This is a genomic window from Pseudonocardia nigra (assembly GCF_019396355.1).
In the GTDB taxonomy this organism is placed as follows: Bacteria; Actinomycetota; Actinomycetes; order Mycobacteriales; family Pseudonocardiaceae; genus Pseudonocardia; species Pseudonocardia nigra.
Map to the genome: position 1 here is coordinate 1 of NZ_JAHKRK010000041.1, position 17,237 is coordinate 17,237.

General features: G+C 72.4%; 18 protein-coding genes and 2 pseudogenes. 11 read left to right on the forward strand and 9 right to left on the reverse strand.

Annotation, left to right across the window (positions count from 1 at the left end):
* Nucleotides 1–131 precede the first annotated feature (131 nt).
* Nucleotides 132–320 (forward strand): mycothiol transferase, encoded by a 189-nt coding sequence (locus KME75_RS13135; RefSeq protein ID WP_308282741.1) that lies wholly within the window; start codon nt 132–134, stop codon nt 318–320.
* Between the two features lie 444 nt (nt 321–764).
* On the opposite strand, the gene KME75_RS13140 is transcribed toward KME75_RS13135, so the two are convergent.
* From KME75_RS13140 to KME75_RS13150, 3 genes are all read right to left on the reverse strand, one after another.
* The gene (locus KME75_RS13140) at nt 765–2,942 is read right to left on the reverse strand and encodes a WD40 repeat domain-containing protein (RefSeq protein WP_219414907.1); all 2,178 of its coding nucleotides are present in this window, start codon (nt 2,940–2,942) and stop codon (nt 765–767) included.
* A 104-nt stretch (nt 2,943–3,046) separates the two neighbouring features.
* Nucleotides 3,047–3,805 carry an nSTAND1 domain-containing NTPase gene (locus KME75_RS13145; protein ID WP_219414908.1) on the reverse strand — a complete coding sequence of 253 codons (759 nt, stop codon included), beginning with the start codon at nt 3,803–3,805 and terminating at the stop codon, nt 3,047–3,049.
* The gene (locus tag KME75_RS13150; protein WP_219414942.1) at nt 3,793–4,479 is read right to left on the reverse strand and encodes a helix-turn-helix domain-containing protein; all 687 of its coding nucleotides are present in this window, start codon (nt 4,477–4,479) and stop codon (nt 3,793–3,795) included. The genes KME75_RS13145 and KME75_RS13150 overlap by 13 nt, the downstream gene beginning before the upstream one ends.
* A 263-nt stretch (nt 4,480–4,742) precedes the next feature.
* On the opposite strand from KME75_RS13150, the gene KME75_RS13155 reads away from it, so the two are divergent.
* Entirely contained in the window at nt 4,743–5,231 is a 489-nt protein-coding gene (locus KME75_RS13155) for a sigma-70 family RNA polymerase sigma factor (protein ID WP_219414909.1), read from the forward strand.
* A gap of 147 nt (nt 5,232–5,378) precedes the next feature.
* Nucleotides 5,379–5,960: a riboflavin biosynthesis intermediates N-glycosidase gene (gene ybiA, locus KME75_RS13160; RefSeq protein WP_219414910.1), complete on the forward strand. Its 582-nt coding sequence runs from the start codon at nt 5,379–5,381 to the stop codon at nt 5,958–5,960.
* Between the two features lie 43 nt (nt 5,961–6,003).
* On the opposite strand, the gene KME75_RS13165 is transcribed toward ybiA, so the two are convergent.
* Nucleotides 6,004–6,315: a hypothetical protein gene (locus tag KME75_RS13165; RefSeq protein ID WP_219414911.1), complete on the reverse strand. Its 312-nt coding sequence runs from the start codon at nt 6,313–6,315 to the stop codon at nt 6,004–6,006.
* Here KME75_RS13165 and KME75_RS13170 point away from each other — a divergent pair.
* Together KME75_RS13170 and KME75_RS13175 are read left to right on the forward strand one after the other, a co-directional pair.
* A pseudogene (locus KME75_RS13170) lies at nt 6,292–6,768 on the forward strand (acetoacetate decarboxylase); the annotation flags it as partial. The gene KME75_RS13165 and the pseudogene KME75_RS13170 overlap by 24 nt on opposite strands.
* A gap of 49 nt (nt 6,769–6,817) precedes the next feature.
* Nucleotides 6,818–8,065 (forward strand): CaiB/BaiF CoA transferase family protein, encoded by a 1,248-nt coding sequence (locus KME75_RS13175; RefSeq protein ID WP_219414913.1) that lies wholly within the window; start codon nt 6,818–6,820, stop codon nt 8,063–8,065.
* On the opposite strand, the gene KME75_RS13180 is transcribed toward KME75_RS13175, so the two are convergent.
* Both KME75_RS13180 and KME75_RS13185 read right to left on the reverse strand, forming a co-directional pair.
* Nucleotides 8,047–9,210 (reverse strand): acyl-CoA dehydrogenase family protein, encoded by a 1,164-nt coding sequence (locus KME75_RS13180; RefSeq protein ID WP_219414943.1) that lies wholly within the window; start codon nt 9,208–9,210, stop codon nt 8,047–8,049. The genes KME75_RS13175 and KME75_RS13180 overlap by 19 nt on opposite strands.
* Before the next feature lie 204 nt (nt 9,211–9,414).
* A pseudogene (locus KME75_RS13185) lies at nt 9,415–10,380 on the reverse strand (3-hydroxyacyl-CoA dehydrogenase NAD-binding domain-containing protein); the annotation flags it as partial.
* On the opposite strand from KME75_RS13185, the gene KME75_RS13190 reads away from it, so the two are divergent.
* Genes KME75_RS13190 through KME75_RS13215 form a run of 6 tightly spaced genes read left to right on the forward strand, consistent with a single transcriptional unit; the run spans nt 10,298 to nt 14,689 of the window.
* Nucleotides 10,298–10,468, forward strand: a complete 171-nt coding sequence (locus tag KME75_RS13190) for a hypothetical protein (protein ID WP_219414914.1) — start codon at nt 10,298–10,300, stop codon at nt 10,466–10,468. The pseudogene KME75_RS13185 and the gene KME75_RS13190 overlap by 83 nt on opposite strands.
* A gap of 8 nt (nt 10,469–10,476) precedes the next feature.
* Nucleotides 10,477–10,869 carry a hypothetical protein gene (locus KME75_RS13195; protein ID WP_219414915.1) on the forward strand — a complete coding sequence of 131 codons (393 nt, stop codon included), beginning with the start codon at nt 10,477–10,479 and terminating at the stop codon, nt 10,867–10,869.
* Nucleotides 10,790–11,884 carry an alpha/beta fold hydrolase gene (locus KME75_RS13200; protein ID WP_219414916.1) on the forward strand — a complete coding sequence of 365 codons (1,095 nt, stop codon included), beginning with the start codon at nt 10,790–10,792 and terminating at the stop codon, nt 11,882–11,884. The genes KME75_RS13195 and KME75_RS13200 overlap by 80 nt, the downstream gene beginning before the upstream one ends.
* Complete coding sequence (locus KME75_RS13205) at nt 11,881–12,417, forward strand: GNAT family N-acetyltransferase (protein WP_219414917.1); 537 nt, start codon at nt 11,881–11,883, stop codon at nt 12,415–12,417. The genes KME75_RS13200 and KME75_RS13205 overlap by 4 nt, the downstream gene beginning before the upstream one ends.
* Nucleotides 12,414–13,175, forward strand: a complete 762-nt coding sequence (locus tag KME75_RS13210; RefSeq protein ID WP_219414918.1) for an SDR family NAD(P)-dependent oxidoreductase — start codon at nt 12,414–12,416, stop codon at nt 13,173–13,175. The genes KME75_RS13205 and KME75_RS13210 overlap by 4 nt, the downstream gene beginning before the upstream one ends.
* An 11-nt stretch (nt 13,176–13,186) precedes the next feature.
* Complete coding sequence (locus KME75_RS13215; protein WP_219414919.1) at nt 13,187–14,689, forward strand: long-chain-fatty-acid--CoA ligase; 1,503 nt, start codon at nt 13,187–13,189, stop codon at nt 14,687–14,689.
* 16 nt (nt 14,690–14,705) lie between these two features.
* Here the strand turns inward: KME75_RS13215 and KME75_RS13220 are convergent, their stop codons facing one another.
* From KME75_RS13220 to KME75_RS13230, 3 genes are all read right to left on the reverse strand, one after another.
* Nucleotides 14,706–15,611 (reverse strand): alpha/beta fold hydrolase, encoded by a 906-nt coding sequence (locus tag KME75_RS13220; protein WP_219414920.1) that lies wholly within the window; start codon nt 15,609–15,611, stop codon nt 14,706–14,708.
* Between the two features lie 5 nt (nt 15,612–15,616).
* Complete coding sequence (locus KME75_RS13225; protein ID WP_219414921.1) at nt 15,617–16,429, reverse strand: esterase/lipase family protein; 813 nt, start codon at nt 16,427–16,429, stop codon at nt 15,617–15,619.
* Nucleotides 16,430–16,597: 168 nt separating this feature from the next.
* On the reverse strand, nt 16,598–17,191 hold the full coding sequence (locus KME75_RS13230) for a dihydrofolate reductase family protein (protein WP_219414944.1): 594 nt from the start codon (nt 17,189–17,191) through the stop codon (nt 16,598–16,600).
* Nucleotides 17,192–17,237: the final 46 nt, after the last annotated feature.

Sequence of the window (17,237 nt, forward strand, 5' to 3'; positions counted from 1 at the left end):
AGCAACAGTCATGATCACGAAGAGCTGCGGGCACCTCACACCAGGGTCACCCCACCCAAGGGCAACTACAGAACGTCACCGGCGAGCCAGGTCGAAACGGTCGTTGCCCGGCCAAGATCGAAGACCCCAATATCCAGGTCCACGTGCTCACCGAAACCAACCGGCACGCCGGACACGCCGACATCCTGCGTGAACAGCTCGACGGCACGACCGGGACAGCCGCCGAATACGCAAACCCGAAGCGAGAGGCGGCCTTCTGGGAAGACCGGTGCGCGAAGATCGAGCGGGCCGCCAAAGCCGCAGCTTCTGGCAATGCCTGACATCGCAACGTCTCGATCGCCCCTGGTCAACGGGCAGTAACCATTCTCAGGCGCTCAAGCCTCCGCATGTATCGCAAACGGCCGGCTTGGTTCGCTGCCCAGCTGGTATCTCAAGATCACCCTCACCGCTTACAGCCGGTGGTCGGGTGGCCGCACGCGCTGCCCGCGGTGTTGAGCCGCTGCTGGGCGCGTTGGACATCAGGCCCTGGCTGGGCGGCGGCCTCGACCGGGTGATCGCCGGCGGCGGGTCCGGGTCCGAAGGCGCGGCCATGCACCCGGACTGCGCCAGGTAACTGCGTGATCAGTGCCAGGCCGCCGGCGTGGCGTCGTTCTTCAGGCAGTGGGGAGCGTGGCGGCCGCCGACGCCGCCCATCGCCGCGCACCGGTGCCAGTCCTGACAGATGGGGGCGAGCGCGGTGGCACGTCCGTACAGGTCTCTAGGCGCTACCGGCACGGCGGCTCGTACCGTCCGCTCGGCTCGTACCGCGCCCACTCGTCGGCGGACAGCGGGGCGCCTGCCGCCGAGCACAGGATGCGCGCGGCCTCCGCCGGGTCCGCCCGCCAGAGCCGGACCGTATGGTCACCGCTGCCGGCGACGAGCAGCCGGCCGTCGGGGCTCCACGCCACGGAGAAGACGGCCTCGGTCGGCCCGGTCAGTGTGGCGACCACCTGTGGCGCGGCCGGGTCGGTGACCTCCCAGAGCCACACCGTGCCGTCGGTGCTCGCGGCGGCGAGGTGGGCGCCGTCGGGGCTGAACGCCACCGCGTAGACGTAGTTGCTCGGACCGACGAGGGGGGAACCGAGCGGCTGCGGGCGGGCCGGGTCGCGCACGTCCCACAACCACACGCTGCGGTCTGCGCTGCCGACCGCGAGTAGGCGGCCGTCCGGGCTGAACGCGGGGGAGTAGGCGTAGCTGGACGGGCCGGAGAGCGAGGCGACCAGGCGGGGCCGTTCGGGCTGCGCCAGGTCCCACAAATAGGTGCGGGTGTCGGCGCTGGCGGCGGCGAGCAGCCGCCCGTCCGGGCTGAACGCAGACGCGAGCACGTAGCTGCCGGCCCCGGTGAGGGTGGCGACGGCGCGGGCCGCCGCCGGGGTCGTGATGTCCCAGAGCCGCACGCTGTTGTCGTCGCCGGAGACGGCGAGCAGGTGACCGTCCTGGCTGATCGTGAGCTGTTCGACGAGCGCGGTGGAGCCGACCAGCGGCGGACCGGCGATGACGGGCCGCGCCGGGTCGCTCACATCCCACAGCCGGACACTGCCGTCGACGCGACCGACGGCGAGGGTGCGCCCGTCCGGGGTCAGTGCGGCGGAGCCGGAGACGGCGGGCTCGCCCGGCACGTTGGGAATCCGGGGGGTGAGCGGGCGCGGCCCGTCCGGGGCGACCGTCCAGAGGTGAACCCCGTTGTCCTTCTTGCCCGGACCGACCGCGAGCACCGCGCCGGTGGCGTCGAAGTCGAGCGCGAAGACCGCGTCGTCGAACCCGGTGAGCACCGGACCGTGCACCGGCCACACGCGCGCCGTCCCATCGGCTGCGCCCGTCACCATGGCCGATCCGTCTACGAATGCCGCTGAGGTCACCGGAGTGGGGTGCGGCAGCTGGGCACGTACCCGGCCGGTCGCAGCGTCCCACAACCAGGCCGTGCCGTCGGAGCTGCCGCCCGCGATCGTGCCGCCGTCCGGGGCGAACGCGACGGTGTTGACCCAGTTCGCCGGGCCGGTGAGCACCGCGCCGGGCTGTGGGCGGGCCGGGTCGGTGAGGTCGAAGAGCCGGACGGTCCGGTCGTCGCCCGCCGTGGCGAGCGTGCGCCCGTCCGGCCCGAACGTGACGGCGAGCACCTTGGTGCCGGATGCCGGTAGCGGGACCGGGGGCGCGATCGCGGTGCCGAGCAGGGTGGAGACAGCGGTGACTCCGCCCGCGCCGCCGCTGGCGAGCAGCCGCCCGTCGGCGCTGACTGCGACGGCCTGGACCGGGCCGGGTGGCCCCGGCGGCGGAGTGATCTCGCGGGGCGCCGTGCCGTCGGCGATCGCCCACGCGCGCAGGCCGTCGGCGGTACCCGCGAGCAGCATGCCGCCGTCCGGGGTGAACGCCAGGGCCAGCACGTTCCCGCCGTCCGGCCGCACGATGACCGGCTGCCGCGTCGGGTCGGCGGGATCCAGCAGCACGATTCGCCCGTCGCTGCTCCCGGCCGCGAGCGTGGTCGCGTCCGGGCCGAGCGCAACTGCCTGAATCGGTGCGCTGCTCGCGGAAGTGTCGCCGACGAACCGGGGCGGACCGTCTCCCGAGAGCCGCCATGTCTGGGCGTGCGGGAGCGCTCCTGTCGCCGAGACCAGCAGACCGTCCCGGACGGCGAGGGTCTGGGTGATGGCGGCGGGCCCGGGCAGCCGGGCCGGTATCGGCACGGCGGTGGTGTTGAGCAGGCTCGAGCGCGCCTCCGTGGTGGGGGCGATCCGGTACGCCGCGACGGCGAGCTGCGCGGCCAGCGCCGGATCCTTCTCCCGCAGGGTGTCGGAGCGGACGGCGAGTTGCCGGGAGACGGCCGCGTCCCGCTCGGCGGCGATCGCATTGCGCTGGACGAGGGTGTGCCCGCCGAGCCCGGCGGCGACGAGGAACAGCACCGACACCGCGGCGAGCAGGCGGCGGAGGCGCCGGGTCGTCCGCCGCCCTGCGGCGACCCGCCGGGCCTCCTGCTCCTCGCTGGCCTCCAGGAAGCGCCGCTCGAGCTCGGTCAGGTCGGTGGCGTGCGCGGCTGGCGGAACCGCTCGGACGCCGCGCTCAGCCGGACCCCGCGCAACAGCGCGTCCGGGTCGTGGCCGTCGCGCCAGTGCCGGGCGGCCTCGGTGAGCCTGCGGTGCGCCGTGATGCCGGCCCGGTCGGCGTCGATCCACGACTGCAGCCGCGGCCATGCGCCGAGCAGTGCCTCGTGCGCGATCTGTACCGTCTCGCCGTCGACGACGAGCAGCCTGCGCCGCACGAACTGGTCGAGGACCGCGATGTCGGCGCCGTCGAGCAGCTCGCCCCGGTCCACGCGACGGCGGGTATCGGCGACATCGGGGGCCACGTGGACCAGCCGGAGGAACAGCTGCCGGACGGACTCCTCCTGCTGCGGGCCGAGTTCGGCGACAGCGTCCTCGGCACTGCGGGTGACGGCCCCGCGCACGCCACCGATCGCCCGGTAGTCCGCGAGCGTCAACCGGGCGCGGTTCGAGCGGTGCCAGGTCGCCAGCAGGGCGTGCGAGAGCAGCGGCAGCGCCGCGGTCGAGCGGGTCGACCTGTCGTCCGCATCGAGGTCCTCCAGCAGCAGTTCCACGAGGTTGTCCTCGATCTCGAGGCCGACCTGCTCGGCTGGTTGCGTGATCGCCTCGCGCAGCTCCTTCCGAGCCATCGGCCCGATGAGCACCTGTCCGGTCTCCAGAGCGGTGGCCATCCCGGGCAGCCGTAGCGCCTCGGCGTAGAAGTCGGCGCGCAACCCGATCAGGATGGCCATCGGCCTGCGTCGGCCGGACCAGACGCGACTTCGTGCAGCGCTCGGACGAACGCCATCCGGTCGGGCGGGGAAACGTCCGGCGCGAAGAGCTCCTCGAACTGGTCGACGACGAGCACGTCCGGGCGATCGCTCGCGTCCTCGGCCGTCGCCAGCCGCGCCGTGAGCTCGCCGAGCGGGTCCCGGCCCGGGGTGAGCAACAGCGACCGCAGTCCTCCCTGTTCGAGCATGGGGATCACTCCGGCGCCGAACAGCGAGGACTTCCCCGAGCCGGACGGTCCGACCAGGACGACGGGGTGCCCCGCCGCCCCACATTCGGCGAGGCGGTCGATGACGGTCTCGACCAGCGCCGTGCGGCCGAAGAACCATTGGTGGTGCTCGGGGCGGAACGGTTCCAGGCCGCGGTAGGGGCAGATCCCGCTCTGCCTGCGCCGGCGCCCTGTCCGCCGGACTCGCAGCAGCGCCTCCGTCCACGCCGCCGTCTCGGCAGGATCGGTCACCCCGCAGGCGTGCAGCAGCGCCGTCAGGGTGTCGACGGAGGGGCGGTGCCGTCCGCTGAAGTACCCGCCGAGAGTGCTGGCGGCGATTCCGGTCCGCTTGTGCACGTCCCGCACCGTGAGGGCCGATCGCTCCCGCAGCAGGCTGAGTGCCGCGGCGAGCTGCTGCGGGGAGGTGATCTACGACGGCTCCGCGACCTCGTCCTCCTCGGTGACCTCCACCCGAGACCCAACCCCCCGCCATCACCGAGCCTGCACGGACTTGTACGGGTATTCGCTCGGCGCGTCCAAGACGTGACGGTCCGTCAGCCCGAGCTGATCCTGTTCGGTGGCCACGTCGCGACCGTGTACGGAGTTGTACGGGCTTTCACGCTGTGGCCCGAGCGACGTGACACCGGAGGGTGAGGGGCGGTTGACTGCTCGCTACCGCGCCACGCCGCAGGTTGGACCCGCACCTGCCACAGCGGATCGGGCGGCTGTCGGATGCCGCGTTCGATGTCGAGGACGTCGTGCAGGAGGCCACGCTCGCCATGACGAAGGCACTGACGAGCTACCGGACGCACAACGGGACGTTCGCGGCATTCGTCACCGGCATCGCCCAGCACAAGATCACGGACGCGTTCCGGGTGGCAGGCCGCAACAGATCCCTTCCCTCCGACACCCTGCCCGAGGCGTCCGACGGGACCGCCGGTCCGGAGGAACTGGCCCTCCGCGCCGAGCGGGCCGCGAGAATGGAGGGCCTGCTGGCGGAGCTGCTCACCGATCGACAGGTGCTGATCCTCCGGCTGCGCCTGCTCGGCAACGTCCCGGTGGCCGAGGTGGCCGCGGTGCTCGACATGTCGCCGGGCTCAGTGCGGGTCGCGCAGCACCGGGCGCTCCAGAAGCTTCGTGCCCGCATCGAGGCGGACGGCGTGGACGTCGTCGCCGTGTGACCGCTGATCACGTCGAATCACGCGAAGATCCCCCGTTTCATCGGTGGGGTCGACGCCCGGCACTCGACCACGATGATTCGCATCGAACTCGCCGGGCCGCGGGACTTGCCGAAGGACCGATTCGGGCGTTGTGGTCCACTGAGCCACATGGCGAGCACGGTTGACGGAGTGCGCACGCTCGACGCGCTGCGCGAGCTGGTCCACGGTGGCGCGGCACCCGAGTACCTGCTCTTCTACGGCCACAGCCCCCTGAAGAGCGGCCGGATCGGCGCGTCCTGCCTGAGCCAGTGGTGGCGGGCGGAGTTCGTGGTGGACGGCGAGCGGTACTTCACGGCCGAGCACTTCATGATGGCGAGCAAGGCCGAGCTGTTCGGCGACCACGAGGCTGCCGGGAAGATCCGCGCGGAGCCGGAGCCGAAGGGCGCGAAGATCCTCGGTCGCGAGGTCAGGGGGTTCGAGGCCGGGGCTTGGGAGCGCCAACGCTTCGACATCGTGGTCGACGGCAACCTTGCGAAGTTCGGTCAGCACCGCGACCTGCGCGAGTTCCTGCTCAGCACGGGCGACAAGGTGCTCGTCGAGGCGTCGAAGACGGATCTGGTCTGGGGGAGCGGCCTCGCCCGCGACGAGAAGAACGCCAGGAACCCCGACTACTGGCGCGGTCAGAACCTGCTCGGTTTCGCCCTCATGGAGGTCCGTGAGCAGCTCGCGGCCCGACCCGGAGCGTGCTGACGGATCGAGCCGCGTGATCGCGGCCCGGGCGGCCGGCCGGTGGTCACGGGCCGAGCCGGGCCCGTCCGTCGCGGCCCTCGACCGGAGGTGCCGCGGCGCTGAACTGCGCGGAGGCAGCTGCGGCGCGTTCCATGAGCAGGCTGCGCTCGCGCTGCGTCGGCGCGAGCTGCGCGGCCCGCTCCAGGACCTCGGCGGCCTCGGCGTGCCGGCCGGCCCGCGCGAGCATGTCGCCGTGCACCGCTCCCAGCAGGTGATAGCGGGCGAGGCGGGGATCCGCACGCACGGCCTCGATCGCCGCGAGCCCTGCCTCCGGGCCGTCGGCGTGCAGCACGGCGACCGCTCGGTTGAGCTCCACATGTACGTCGACAGCCTCGCCTCGATCGCCAGCGGTCGCGAGATCAGCGCGTTCCCCAAGAAGTTCGGCGCGCCCGCGCTCTACGTCGACACGGACACCCTCGTCGGCACCCTGGACTACGGGTCGCTGCGCGTGGCGACCGCGACCATGGGCTACAAACACCTCCCGCTCGACGAGGCGGCCGCGCGCGCGGAGATCGGGCAGCCCACGTTCGGCCTGAAGATCCTCCCCGGCTACGACCGCAGGCCGCGCATCCTGGAGCTCGTCCGCAGCCAGATCACCGACATCACGATCAAAGGTGCGTGGTCGGGTCCCGCCCGGCTGCAGCTGTTCGAGCACGCCATGGCCCCGCTCGCCGACCTGCCGGTGCACGAGGTGCTGGCCGCGTCCCACATCCTCACCGACCTCACCCTGGGCCGGGCTCGGGTGGTCTTCGACTACCTGAACGAGTGACGGACCAACCCTCGGGTAACCGACAGCCACCCGAGCCGAGGACGGTGGCATGAGCACGCCAGGAAGCGCCGGAAGTACGGGCCCGCTGCACGGGGTGCGGGTCGTCGAGGTGGCAGGTTGGATGGCGGCTCCCGGTGCGGCGGCGGTGCTCGCCGACCTGGGGGCCGACGTCGTCAAGGTGGAGCCGGTGCGCGGCGACGCGGTGCGCGGCGTCATCCGGCAGCCGGAGGTTCCCGAGGGGGCGCCGCCGCTGGATGCGAGCTTCCAGATGGACAACCGCGGGAAGCGCGGTGTGGCGATCGCGCTCGACCGGCCCGAGGGTGCCGACCTCGTGCGCCGGCTCGTCGCCGGCGCGGACGTGTTCGTCAACAACCTGCTCGGGAAGCGGCAACGGCGGTTCGGGCTCGACGCCGAGAGCCTGCTCACCGTCAACAGCAGGCTGGTGCACGCGACCCTGACCGGCTACGGGCTGGAGGGCCCGGACGCCGCCCGGCCCGGGTACGACATCACCGCGTTCTTCGGCCGCGGGGGCATCACGCACTCGATCACCGAACCGGGCAGCCAGGCGCCGCGGTCCCGTCCCGCGCAGGGCGACCACACCGCGGCGCTGGCGATGGTCGCCTCGATCCTCGCGGCCCTGCGGTTGGTGGAGCGCACCGGCGAGGGCCAGGTCATCGACGTGAGCCTGCTCGCGACCGCGGCCTGGACCATGTCGACGGACCTGTCGGCGAGCCTCGTCGACGGGAAGAACCCGCGCACCCTTGGCCGGCGCCGCAGGCTGCACGCGCTGCAGGAGAGCTTCTGCACCGCGGACGCGCGATGGGTGCTGCTGTTCATGCCCGAGGCCCACTGGTGGCCCCGGTTCTGCAACGCGGTCGGGCACCCCGAGTGGGCCGAGGACGCGCGCTTCGAGAGCCTGGTGGGCCGCCGCGAGCACATGGACGAGATCACCGACCTGATGGACGCGCTGTTCGCCACCCGGCCGCTGGCCGACTGGGCCCGGATCCTCGATGAGGCCGCCCTGATCTGGGCGCCTGCCGCCACTGTCGCCGAGCTGGCCGTCGACCCGCATGCCGAGGCGATCGGGCTGTTCCCCGAGATCGAGCACCCGGCCGCGGGCCGGTTCCGCACGGTCGCCTCACCGCTGGGCTTGCGGGGGGCCGGCGTCGGGCCTCGCGGCCCAGCCCCCGAGATCGGCCAACACACCATGGAGGTGCTCCGAGAGGCAGGCCTCACGGAGGAGGAACTCGCCGGTCTGGCCCGGTCCGGCGTCATCCCTCAGGTGAACGCGCCGTAGCCCGTGATCGATCTCCCGACGATCAGGGTGTTGATCTCTCGCGTGCCCTCGTAGGAATAGAGCGCTTCGGCGTCGTTGAAGTACCGGGCCACGTCGTACTCCAGCAGGACGCCGTTGCCGCCGAACAGCTCGCGGCCGTGCGCGACGGTCTCGCGCAGCCGGGTGGTGCAGTACAGCTTGGCCAGCGCCGCCTGGGCGTCGCTGCACTCGTCGCGGTCCTGCAGATGCGCCACCCGCACGGCCATGCTCAGCGACGCGGTGATGTTGCCGAGCATCTCGACGAGGTGGTCCTGGATCAGCTGGAACCTTCCGATCGGCCGGCCGAACTGCTCGCGGCGAGCGGCATAGGCCACCGCGGCCTCGTAAGCACCCATCATGCAGCCGACCGCGTTCCAGGCGACCCCGCCGCGGGTCAGACGCAGCACCCGGCCGGTGTCCTTGAACGAGTTCGCGCGCTGCAGCCGGTCGGCTTCGGGGACGCGGCAGCCGTCGAGGACGATGTCGGCGTTCTGCACGGTGCGCAGCGCGAGCTTGCCCTCCATCTTGGTGGCGGTGAAGCCCGGCGTGCCCTTCGTGACCACGAAGCCCTTCACGCTGTCGTCGGCGACATCGCGCGCCCACACCACCACCAGGTCGGCGAACGTCCCGTTGCCTATCCAGCGCTTCGCCCCGTCGAGCACCCAGGTGTCCCCGTCGCGCCGGGCGGTGGTCTCGAGCCCGCCCGCGACGTCCGAACCGCCGTCCGGCTCGGTGAGGGCGAACGCGCCGACCGTGTCGAGGGCGAACATGCCGGGCAGCCAGCGCTGCCGCTGCTCGGCGGAGCCGCAGTGCACGATGCTGCCCATCGCGAGGCCGGTGTGCACGCCGAAGAACGTCGCCATCGAGGTGTCCACCCGGGACAGCTCCATCGACAGGAACGAGGTGAGCAGCCTGCTCGCGGCCGGCCGGTCGGGGCGTTTATAGCCGATGCCGACGATCCCCAGCTCCGCCAGCCGCGGCAGGAGGTGGTGCGGGAACTCCGCTCGCGCCCAGCAGTCGTTCGCGATGGGGCGGACCTCGCGCTCGAGGAACTCCCTGGCCCCGAGCAGGAGCTGCTGGTCGGCCGGGGGCAGCAGCTCCTCGTACCCGTAGAAGTCGCCGAGCAGTCGCGGGAGCGCGCCGGGCTGTCCGTCGGCGGCGGACGCGGCACGGGCGGCCAGCACGGCCAGCTGGGCGCGGTCCCTGGCCTCGGTGAGCTGCTCGTAGCTGCGCCCCGCGAACCGTTCCTCGGTGTCACGGCTGAGCACGTCGACGGTCTCCGGGGTGAGCTCCGGCTGCCCGAGGTCCTTCCATCGGCGCGCCATGCCCGGGCCGAGGTGTTCCAGCAGGTGGCGCAGCCCGCCGGGGCCGCCACCGAGGTGATAGCTGGCGAACGGCCCCGCCGTCGCCCACCGGGGGCCGACCGACTCGGTGACGACCCGGTCGAGCTCCTCGGGGGTGACGACCCCCTGCAGCACCAGGCTGACGCTCTCCCGGAACAGCGCGGACTGCAGCCGGTTGGCCACGAAGCCGCCGATCTCCTTGCGCAGCAGCACCGGCTCCTTGCCGAGCTCCCGGTAGAACTCGACAACGGCGCGGCTCACGGCCGGTTCGGTCCGTTCGCCCGGCACCACCTCGACCAGCGGCAGGACGTGTGGCGGGTTGAACGGGTGACCGACGAGGAGGCGCCCGGGATCGGTCATGTCCCGGCTCATGTCGGTGGGCATCAACCCGGACGTGGACGACAGCAGCAGCGCTGTCGCCGGGGCCGCCCGCTCGATCCTGGCGAACAGCTCCCGTTTGAGGTCGATGTTCTCCGGCCCGTTCTCCTGGACGGCGGCGACGCCGGACACGGCCCGCTCGAGGTCCGGTTCGAGAGCGATCCGGCCCAGCAGGTCGTCCGGGTCCCGGGGCCCGTCGGGCAACGTCGCCGCGAACTGACGCACTGCCTGCTCGAGGGTCGTCGCCAGGTCGGGCCTCGGATCGTGCACCCGCACCAGGAAACCGCGGGCGGCGAACAGCGTCGCCCACGACAGCCCGATCGTGCCTGCGCCGATGACGGCGACCGTGTCGCGCTGGTCGTCACCCACGTCGCCCTCCGGCCGCTCGTCTCCCCCGAGCGGGTCCCCTACCCGCGGTACGCCGAAACGACGGTTTGTCGCCACCCGGAAGGGGGACCCCAGGACAGCCACCGGCCAGGATGGGACATCTCTCATGGCAACTTCCGCAAGCGGCAGGCCGATGTCGTCGGACGGACCCTCGTTGCGCTCCTCGGTCGGCGTGTTCGTCATCGTCATCGCGCTGATCTCGTTCACCTGCTCGTACCTGATGGCCGAGACGTTGCGCACCGGGCTGCGCGCGGACGAGCCGGTCCGGGTCCGGTGACGCCGCCGATGCCGCCCCCTCCACCGCTGTGGCGTCAGGCATTCGACGCCGCGGAGCGCGCCGCCGCTTCGCACCTGGAGTCGCTGGTCCGCACCGACCAGTTCGCGCGCACCGCCGCGCTCGTGACCTGGGCCCAGACCGCCGCCCGGAACCAGGCCAACGACGTCAGCGCCCGGATGTGGCACCTGCTCAACCTGCCCGCGGGCACCGATGTGCGCCGGCTGCGGGCCCAGATCGGGGCGCTGGACCGCGAGGTGCGGCGGCTCACCCTGCAGCTCGAACGGGAACGTCAGGAACACCGCACCGAGGAGGAACCCGCCGATGCCGCCGGTACCGAATCCGCTGGCCGTCCTCGACCGCGTCCGGCGCGACGTCGAGCGCAACGCCCTGCGGGCTCGTAACGGCATCAAACTCGCCACCGGGACCGAGCGGCCCGGCGTCGGGCTCACCCCGAAGGACGTCGTCTGGCGGCGTGGCCGGTGCGAGCTGTGGCACTACCGCAACGAGAGCGACGGCGGGGTGCGTGTCTCCCCGCCGCTGCTGATCGTGTTCAGCCTGGTCAGCCGCAGCTACATCCTCGACCTCACGCCCGGCAACAGCTTCATCGAGCGCCTGCTCGACGCGGGGTTCGACGTCTACCTCCTCGACTGGGGCGTGCCCGACGAGCGGGACGCGGCGAACCGGCTCGAGGACTACGTCGACGACTACATCCCGGCCGGGATCGAGCGGGTGCTGGCGCTGTCGGGGTGCGACGAGGTCAACATGATCGGCTACTGCTTCGGGGGCAACCTCGCCCTGCTGCACGCCGCGCACCATCCCGAGACGCCGCTGCGCAGCCTGACGGTGATGGCGACGCCGGTCGACTTCCGGCACCTCGGCCCGCTCGGCGACATCATCGCCACCGGCGGGCTGGACATCGACTCCGTGATCGGTCCCGACGGCAACGTGCCCCCGCAGGTCATCCTGTCCGGCTTCCGCACCCTGACACCCACCTCGGAGGTGACGCGCTACGTGAACCTGTGGGAGAAGCTGTGGAGCGACGAGTACGTCGCCGCGTACCAGGCGATGACCCGGTGGTCGACCGATCACGTCCCCTTCCCCGGCGCGGCCGCGCGGGAGTCGGCGCAGATGCTGCTGCGGGACAACGGGATGCTCGCCGACCGACTGTCGATCGGTGGTGACACCGTCCACCTGCGCGACATCCGCTGCCCGTTCATGACCGTGCTGGCGAACCGGGACCACATCGTCCCGGAGCCCGCCGTGGCTCCGCTGATCGATCTCGTCGGGTCCGAGGACAAGCACGAGCTGCGCCTCGACGCCGGGCACATCGGCCTGGTCGTCGGCAAGACCGCGGCGAAGACCACCGTCCCGACGATCATCGAGTTCCTGCACCGGCGCAGCGAGGTGCACGCATGATCGCGCGGCTGGACCCGGAGCACGTCGAGGCGCTGACCCGGTTCTTCGACGAGCTGCCCACGGGGGACCTGACCTTCATCAAGGAGGACGTGACCGATCCGGCCACGATTCGATCGTGGGCGGCCGAGGGCGCCGGCCTCCGGTGGGTGGCACTCGACGGCGCCACGGTGACGGGCTACGTCGCCGTGCGGCCGCTGACCGGCTGGTCCGACCACGTCGGGGAGATCCGTCTGGTGGTGCACCCCGCCCACCGCCGGACCGGGCTGGGTCGCGAGCTTGCGCGGCACGCGCTGGCGCGCTCGGTGGAGGCCGGGCTGGCCAAGGTCGTGGTCGAGCTGGTCGCCGACCAGGAGCACGCCCTGGCCATGTTCACCGCGCTCGGCTTCACCGGCGAGGCCCTGCTGCGCGATCACATCCGCGACCGCGACGGACGGTTTCGCGACCTCGTCATGCTCGCGCACGACGTCGACGGCACCTGGTCGGGCATGAGAGCCGTCGGACTGGCCGACGAGCTGGGGAGGGAGAACGCATGACGATCCTGGACAAGTTCCGGCTGGACGGCAGGACGGCCATCGTGACCGGGGCGTCCTCCGGGTTGGGCACGGTGTTCGCGCGGACGCTGGCCGAGGCGGGGGCCGACGTCGCGCTCGGTGCGCGCCGCGAGGAGCGCCTCGCCGACACCCGCAAGCTCGTGGAGGAGGCCGGCAGGCGCGCGATCACCGTGCGCACCGACGTCTCCCGTCCGGAGGACTGCAAGGCGCTGGTGGACGCCTGCATGCAGGAGTTCGGCGCCGTCGACGTTCTGGTCAACAACGCCGGGATCGGCACCGCCTACCCGGCCACCCGCGAGACGGCGGAGCAGTTCCGCTCGGTGATCGACGTGAACCTCAACGGCTGTTACTGGATGGCCCAGGCGTGCGGGCGGGTGATGCGCCCCGGCAGCTCGATCATCAACATCAGCAGCGTCCTCGGGCTGACCACGGCCGGGCTCCCGCAGGCCGCCTACGCCGCGAGCAAGGCCGGGCTGATCGGGCTCACCCGCGACCTGGCGCAGCAGTGGACCGGTCGCAAGGGGATCCGCGTCAACGCGCTGGCCCCCGGGTTCTTCGCCTCGGAGATGACGGACGCGTACCCGGAGGGCTACCTCGACGCGCAGATGCCGCGGGTGCTCGTCGGGCGGCCCGGCGACCCCGATGAGCTCGCCGCCGCGCTGATCTTCCTGGCCAGCGACGCGGGCGGCTACGTGACCGGGACGACGCTGCCGGTCGAAGGCGGCATGCTGACCAGCTGAAGGGACGGGCGATGACCAACCTGGCGCGCAACCTCGTGGCGGCCGCGGAACAGCACGCGGACCGCCCGGCGATCCGCCTCGACGGGTTCGACCTGACCTACGGCGAGTTCCGGGACCGCGCGGCCGCGGTGGCCGGCACGCTGCGCGCGAAGGGGCTGCGGCCGGGCGACCGCGTCGGCCTCGTCCTCCCCAACGTGCCCGCGTTCCCCGTGCTGTTCTACGGGGCGCTGATGGCCGGCTGCGCGGTGGTTCCGATGAACCCGCTGCTGAAGGCCCGTGAGGTCCAGTTCTACCTCGAGGACGCCGGGGTCCGGCTGGTGTTCGCCTTCGAACCCGCGGCAGCGGCCGCGCAGGAGGCGGCGACGGCGGCCGGGGTGGACGTCGTGGTCGTGGGCCCGCTCGGACCGGAGGGTTTCGACGCCGCCGAAGCGGCGCCGGAACCCGTCGAGCGGGACGGCGCCGACACGGCGGTGATCCTCTACACCTCGGGGACCACCGGCAGGCCCAAGGGCGCCGAGCTGACCCACCACAGCCTGGACACCAACGCGGCGCTCACCATGACCACGCTGCTCGACCTGCACCTCCACGACGTGGTCATGGGGTGCCTCCCGTTGTTCCACGTCTTCGGCCTCACCTGCGCGTTGAACGCGTCGGTGCTCGCCGGCTCCTGCCTGACCATGCTGCCGCGCTTCGACGCCGGCAAGGCGCTGGAGATCGTTGCGCGGGACCGGGTGACGGTGTTCGAGGGCGTGCCCACGATGTACGCGGCGATGCTCCACCATCCGGACCGGGAGTCGTTCGACGTGTCGACGCTGCGGGCGTGCTGCACGGGCGGCTCCGCGATGCCGGTGGAGGTGCTCCGCGGCTTCGAGGAGGCGTTCGGCTGCATCCTGATGGAGGGCTACGGGCTGTCGGAGACCTCGCCGGTCGTCTCGTTCAACCACCCCGACCGGGAGCGCAAGCCGGGCTCGATCGGCACCCCGGTACGCGGGGTCGAGATGCGGCTCGTCGACGGCACCGGCGCCGACGTCACCGGCGACGGCGCGGTCGGCGAGATCGCGGTGCGCGGCGAGAACGTCATGAAGGGCTACTGGGGACGGCCGGACGCGACGGCGGAGGCGATTCCCGACGGCTGGTTTCGCACCGGTGACCTCGCCACCCGCGACTCCGACGGCTACTACTTCATCGTCGACCGCAAGAAGGACCTGATCATCCGCGGCGGCTACAACGTCTACCCGCGGGAGATCGAGGAGGCGCTCTACGAGCACCCTGCGGTCGCCGAGGCGGCGTGCATCGGGATCGAGCACCCGTCATTGGGCGAGGAGGTCGGCGCGGCGCTGGCGCTGAAGCCGGGCGCGGCGGCCGAGGTCGACGAGCTGCGCGAGTTCGTCAAGGAGCGGGTGGCCGCCTACAAGTACCCGCGGCACATCTGGCTGGTCGGCGAGCTGCCGAAGGGCCCGACCGGCAAGATCCTGCGCCGCGAGGTGGTGCCGCCGGACGACGTCCTGGCCTGACGAGGGCGGCGCGTGCTCATGCGCTCGGTCGCAGCCGGTGTTCGACGCGGCCGAGGAGGTCCAGGAAGGCCTGGTTCACCGGCTCGGGACGCGTGATGTTCACGCTGTGCCCTGCGCCGGGCACGACCATGAGCTCGACGTCCGACCCGAGCCGCTCGGCCAGCAGGCGCCCGTGGGCGGCGGGGGTGAGCCGGTCGTGGGTCGCGGCGACGACGGTGACCGGCACGCGTCCGACGACGGCGAGTGCAGCCTCCTCGTCGTGGTCGAGGAAGGTCGCGTAGAACGCGGCCGTCACGGGGTACGGGGTCCGTTCGACCATGTCCTGCACGCGCCGGACGAGGCGGGGGTCGGCGTCGTCGGCGCCGAACAGGTACCGGCGGGTGAACCAGCGACCCCACACGCTGCCCCGCCGGCGGAACAGTTCCAGCAGGGGCGCCCACACCTGCAGGAGCCGGAGCCACAGGCGCAGCAGCCCGAGCCGCCGCAGGAGCTTCACCTGGCGCCCGATCAGCCCGCGCTGCACCAGCCCGCCCGCCGACGTGGCGAGCAGGAGGACCCCGACGATCCGCGTCCCGAACAGCTCGGGGCGCCTGCGGGCGAGTGCCATGATGCTCATCCCGCCCATGGAGTGCCCGGCGAGCACCACGGGGCCGGCCGGGGCGGCGGCGTCGAGTACCGCCCCGAGGTCGCGCGCGGTCCGGTCGATGGTCGCCGTCCTCGGGCGCGCCCAGCCCGAGCGCCCGTGGCCGCGCTGGTCCCACAGCACCAGCCGCGCCCGGCCCCGCAGGGCCCGGCGCTGCAGGTCCCACTCGGCCAGCTGCACGGTGAAGCCGTGCGTGAACACCACCGTGAGCGGGGCGTCGGGGTGGCCGTCGAACTCGACGTGCAACGGCACCCCGTCGTCGGCGGCCACGATCGGCATGACCGTCAGGCGGTGGCGCCGGTCGCCGGCCGGGAGGGCGCGGGGACGTCCGGCCGGGGGAACGCGTGGCGCAGCAGGGCGGGTGCCCGGAACGGTCGCCATGCACCCTCCGGCTCCGCGAGCCGGTCCGTGACCGCCCACACCACCGCCGGGTGGTGGCCCAACCCCAGGTGGCTGCCGAGGACGGCGATGTTCTCCGACCGCGGCGACGGGTCGTCCAGGCACGCCCGCCACGCGACGATCCCGTCGAACTTCGAGTAGATCGAGGTGGCCGGCATGGTCAGGGGCTCGTAGCCGTGCTCCAGCGGCAGCTGCCAGTGCTCGATGTGCAGGTGGGAGTACCGCTCGAAGAACCGGTGGGCGCGGCTCTGGCTCTCGGACGCGAGGCGGATCGGGCTGCCGAGCGTGATCACCTGCCGGACCGAGTCCGGCGTCCGGCGCGCCAGCTCCCTCGCGAAGATTCCCCCCAGGCTCCAGCCGACGATGCTGACCGGACGCCGGTAGCGCTGGGCGAGGTCGTCGAGCCGATCGCGCATGCCGTGGACCGCGCGCGCGGTGGGACCGATGTTGCGCCCCAGCCCCCAGCCGTGGACCCGGTAGCCCAGGTGCTTGAGGACGAGGCGCAGCGGGCGCGTCGAGCTGTCGGCCGTCATCAGCCCGGGCAGCACGAGCACGGGCTGCCCGTCACCGCGCGGAAGCGCAGGCAGCCACGGTCCCGCCGCCAGGAACATCCCGTACTCGGAGACGGCCCGCGCCGCATCGGTGAGGTACCAGGCCAGCGGCGGCGCCGCCTCCCGCCGGTTCGTCGGAACGGTCACTCGCGGCACGGTGTCCACGGCGCCACCTCCGCTCGTCGCGTCCCATCAGCATGCGGTCTGCCGGGCGCGGTGTCGAACGGGACCGGGCCGTGCCCACGATCTCACGAGGAGTGACGAAGTCACCATGTTGCGGGTCGACCAGGCCAGTCCGTGAGGGGGGCGTCGTGTCTATCGGCGAACGGGATGGACAAGGTGCAGTACCCGGTCGCCTTTGACGATCACCCGTGGATCCTCCAACAGTTGCGGCCCGCCCGCGAAAGAGCCGAAGAACCGCTTGCCGCTGCCCAACACGACCGGGACGACATCGGAGTGCACCTCGTCCACCAGGCCTGACGCGAGCGCCTGACCGCCGATGTCGCCGGCGGTCACCGAGACGTCGCCCGCGCCCGCGAAGGCCTGCGCCTGTGCAACGGCGCTCGCCACTCCGTCGCTGACGAACGTGAATGGCGCGTCGGGGAACGGCCACTCCTTCGGTGGCCTGTGGGTGACCACGAAGACGTGCTCACCCGCCGCGGGCACGCCGCCCCAGCCGTTGGTGATGTCGAACAGTCGGCGTCCGATCACCGTCGCTCGCACGCCGGACCACTCGGCGCGGATGTAGGCGGCGCTGGCCGCACTGACCCGGAATACCCGGTCGGGGTCGCCGAGGGTGACCTCGACGTCGCCGTTGCCGTACCAGTCGAACAGCGGTCCGACGCTGTCGTCGTCGGCGGCGATGTAGCCGTCGAGCGACACCACCGCTCCCATGAGGACCTTGCCCATCATGCACCTCCCGGTTCTCGTGTACGGATAAGGACCTCGGGTCGGC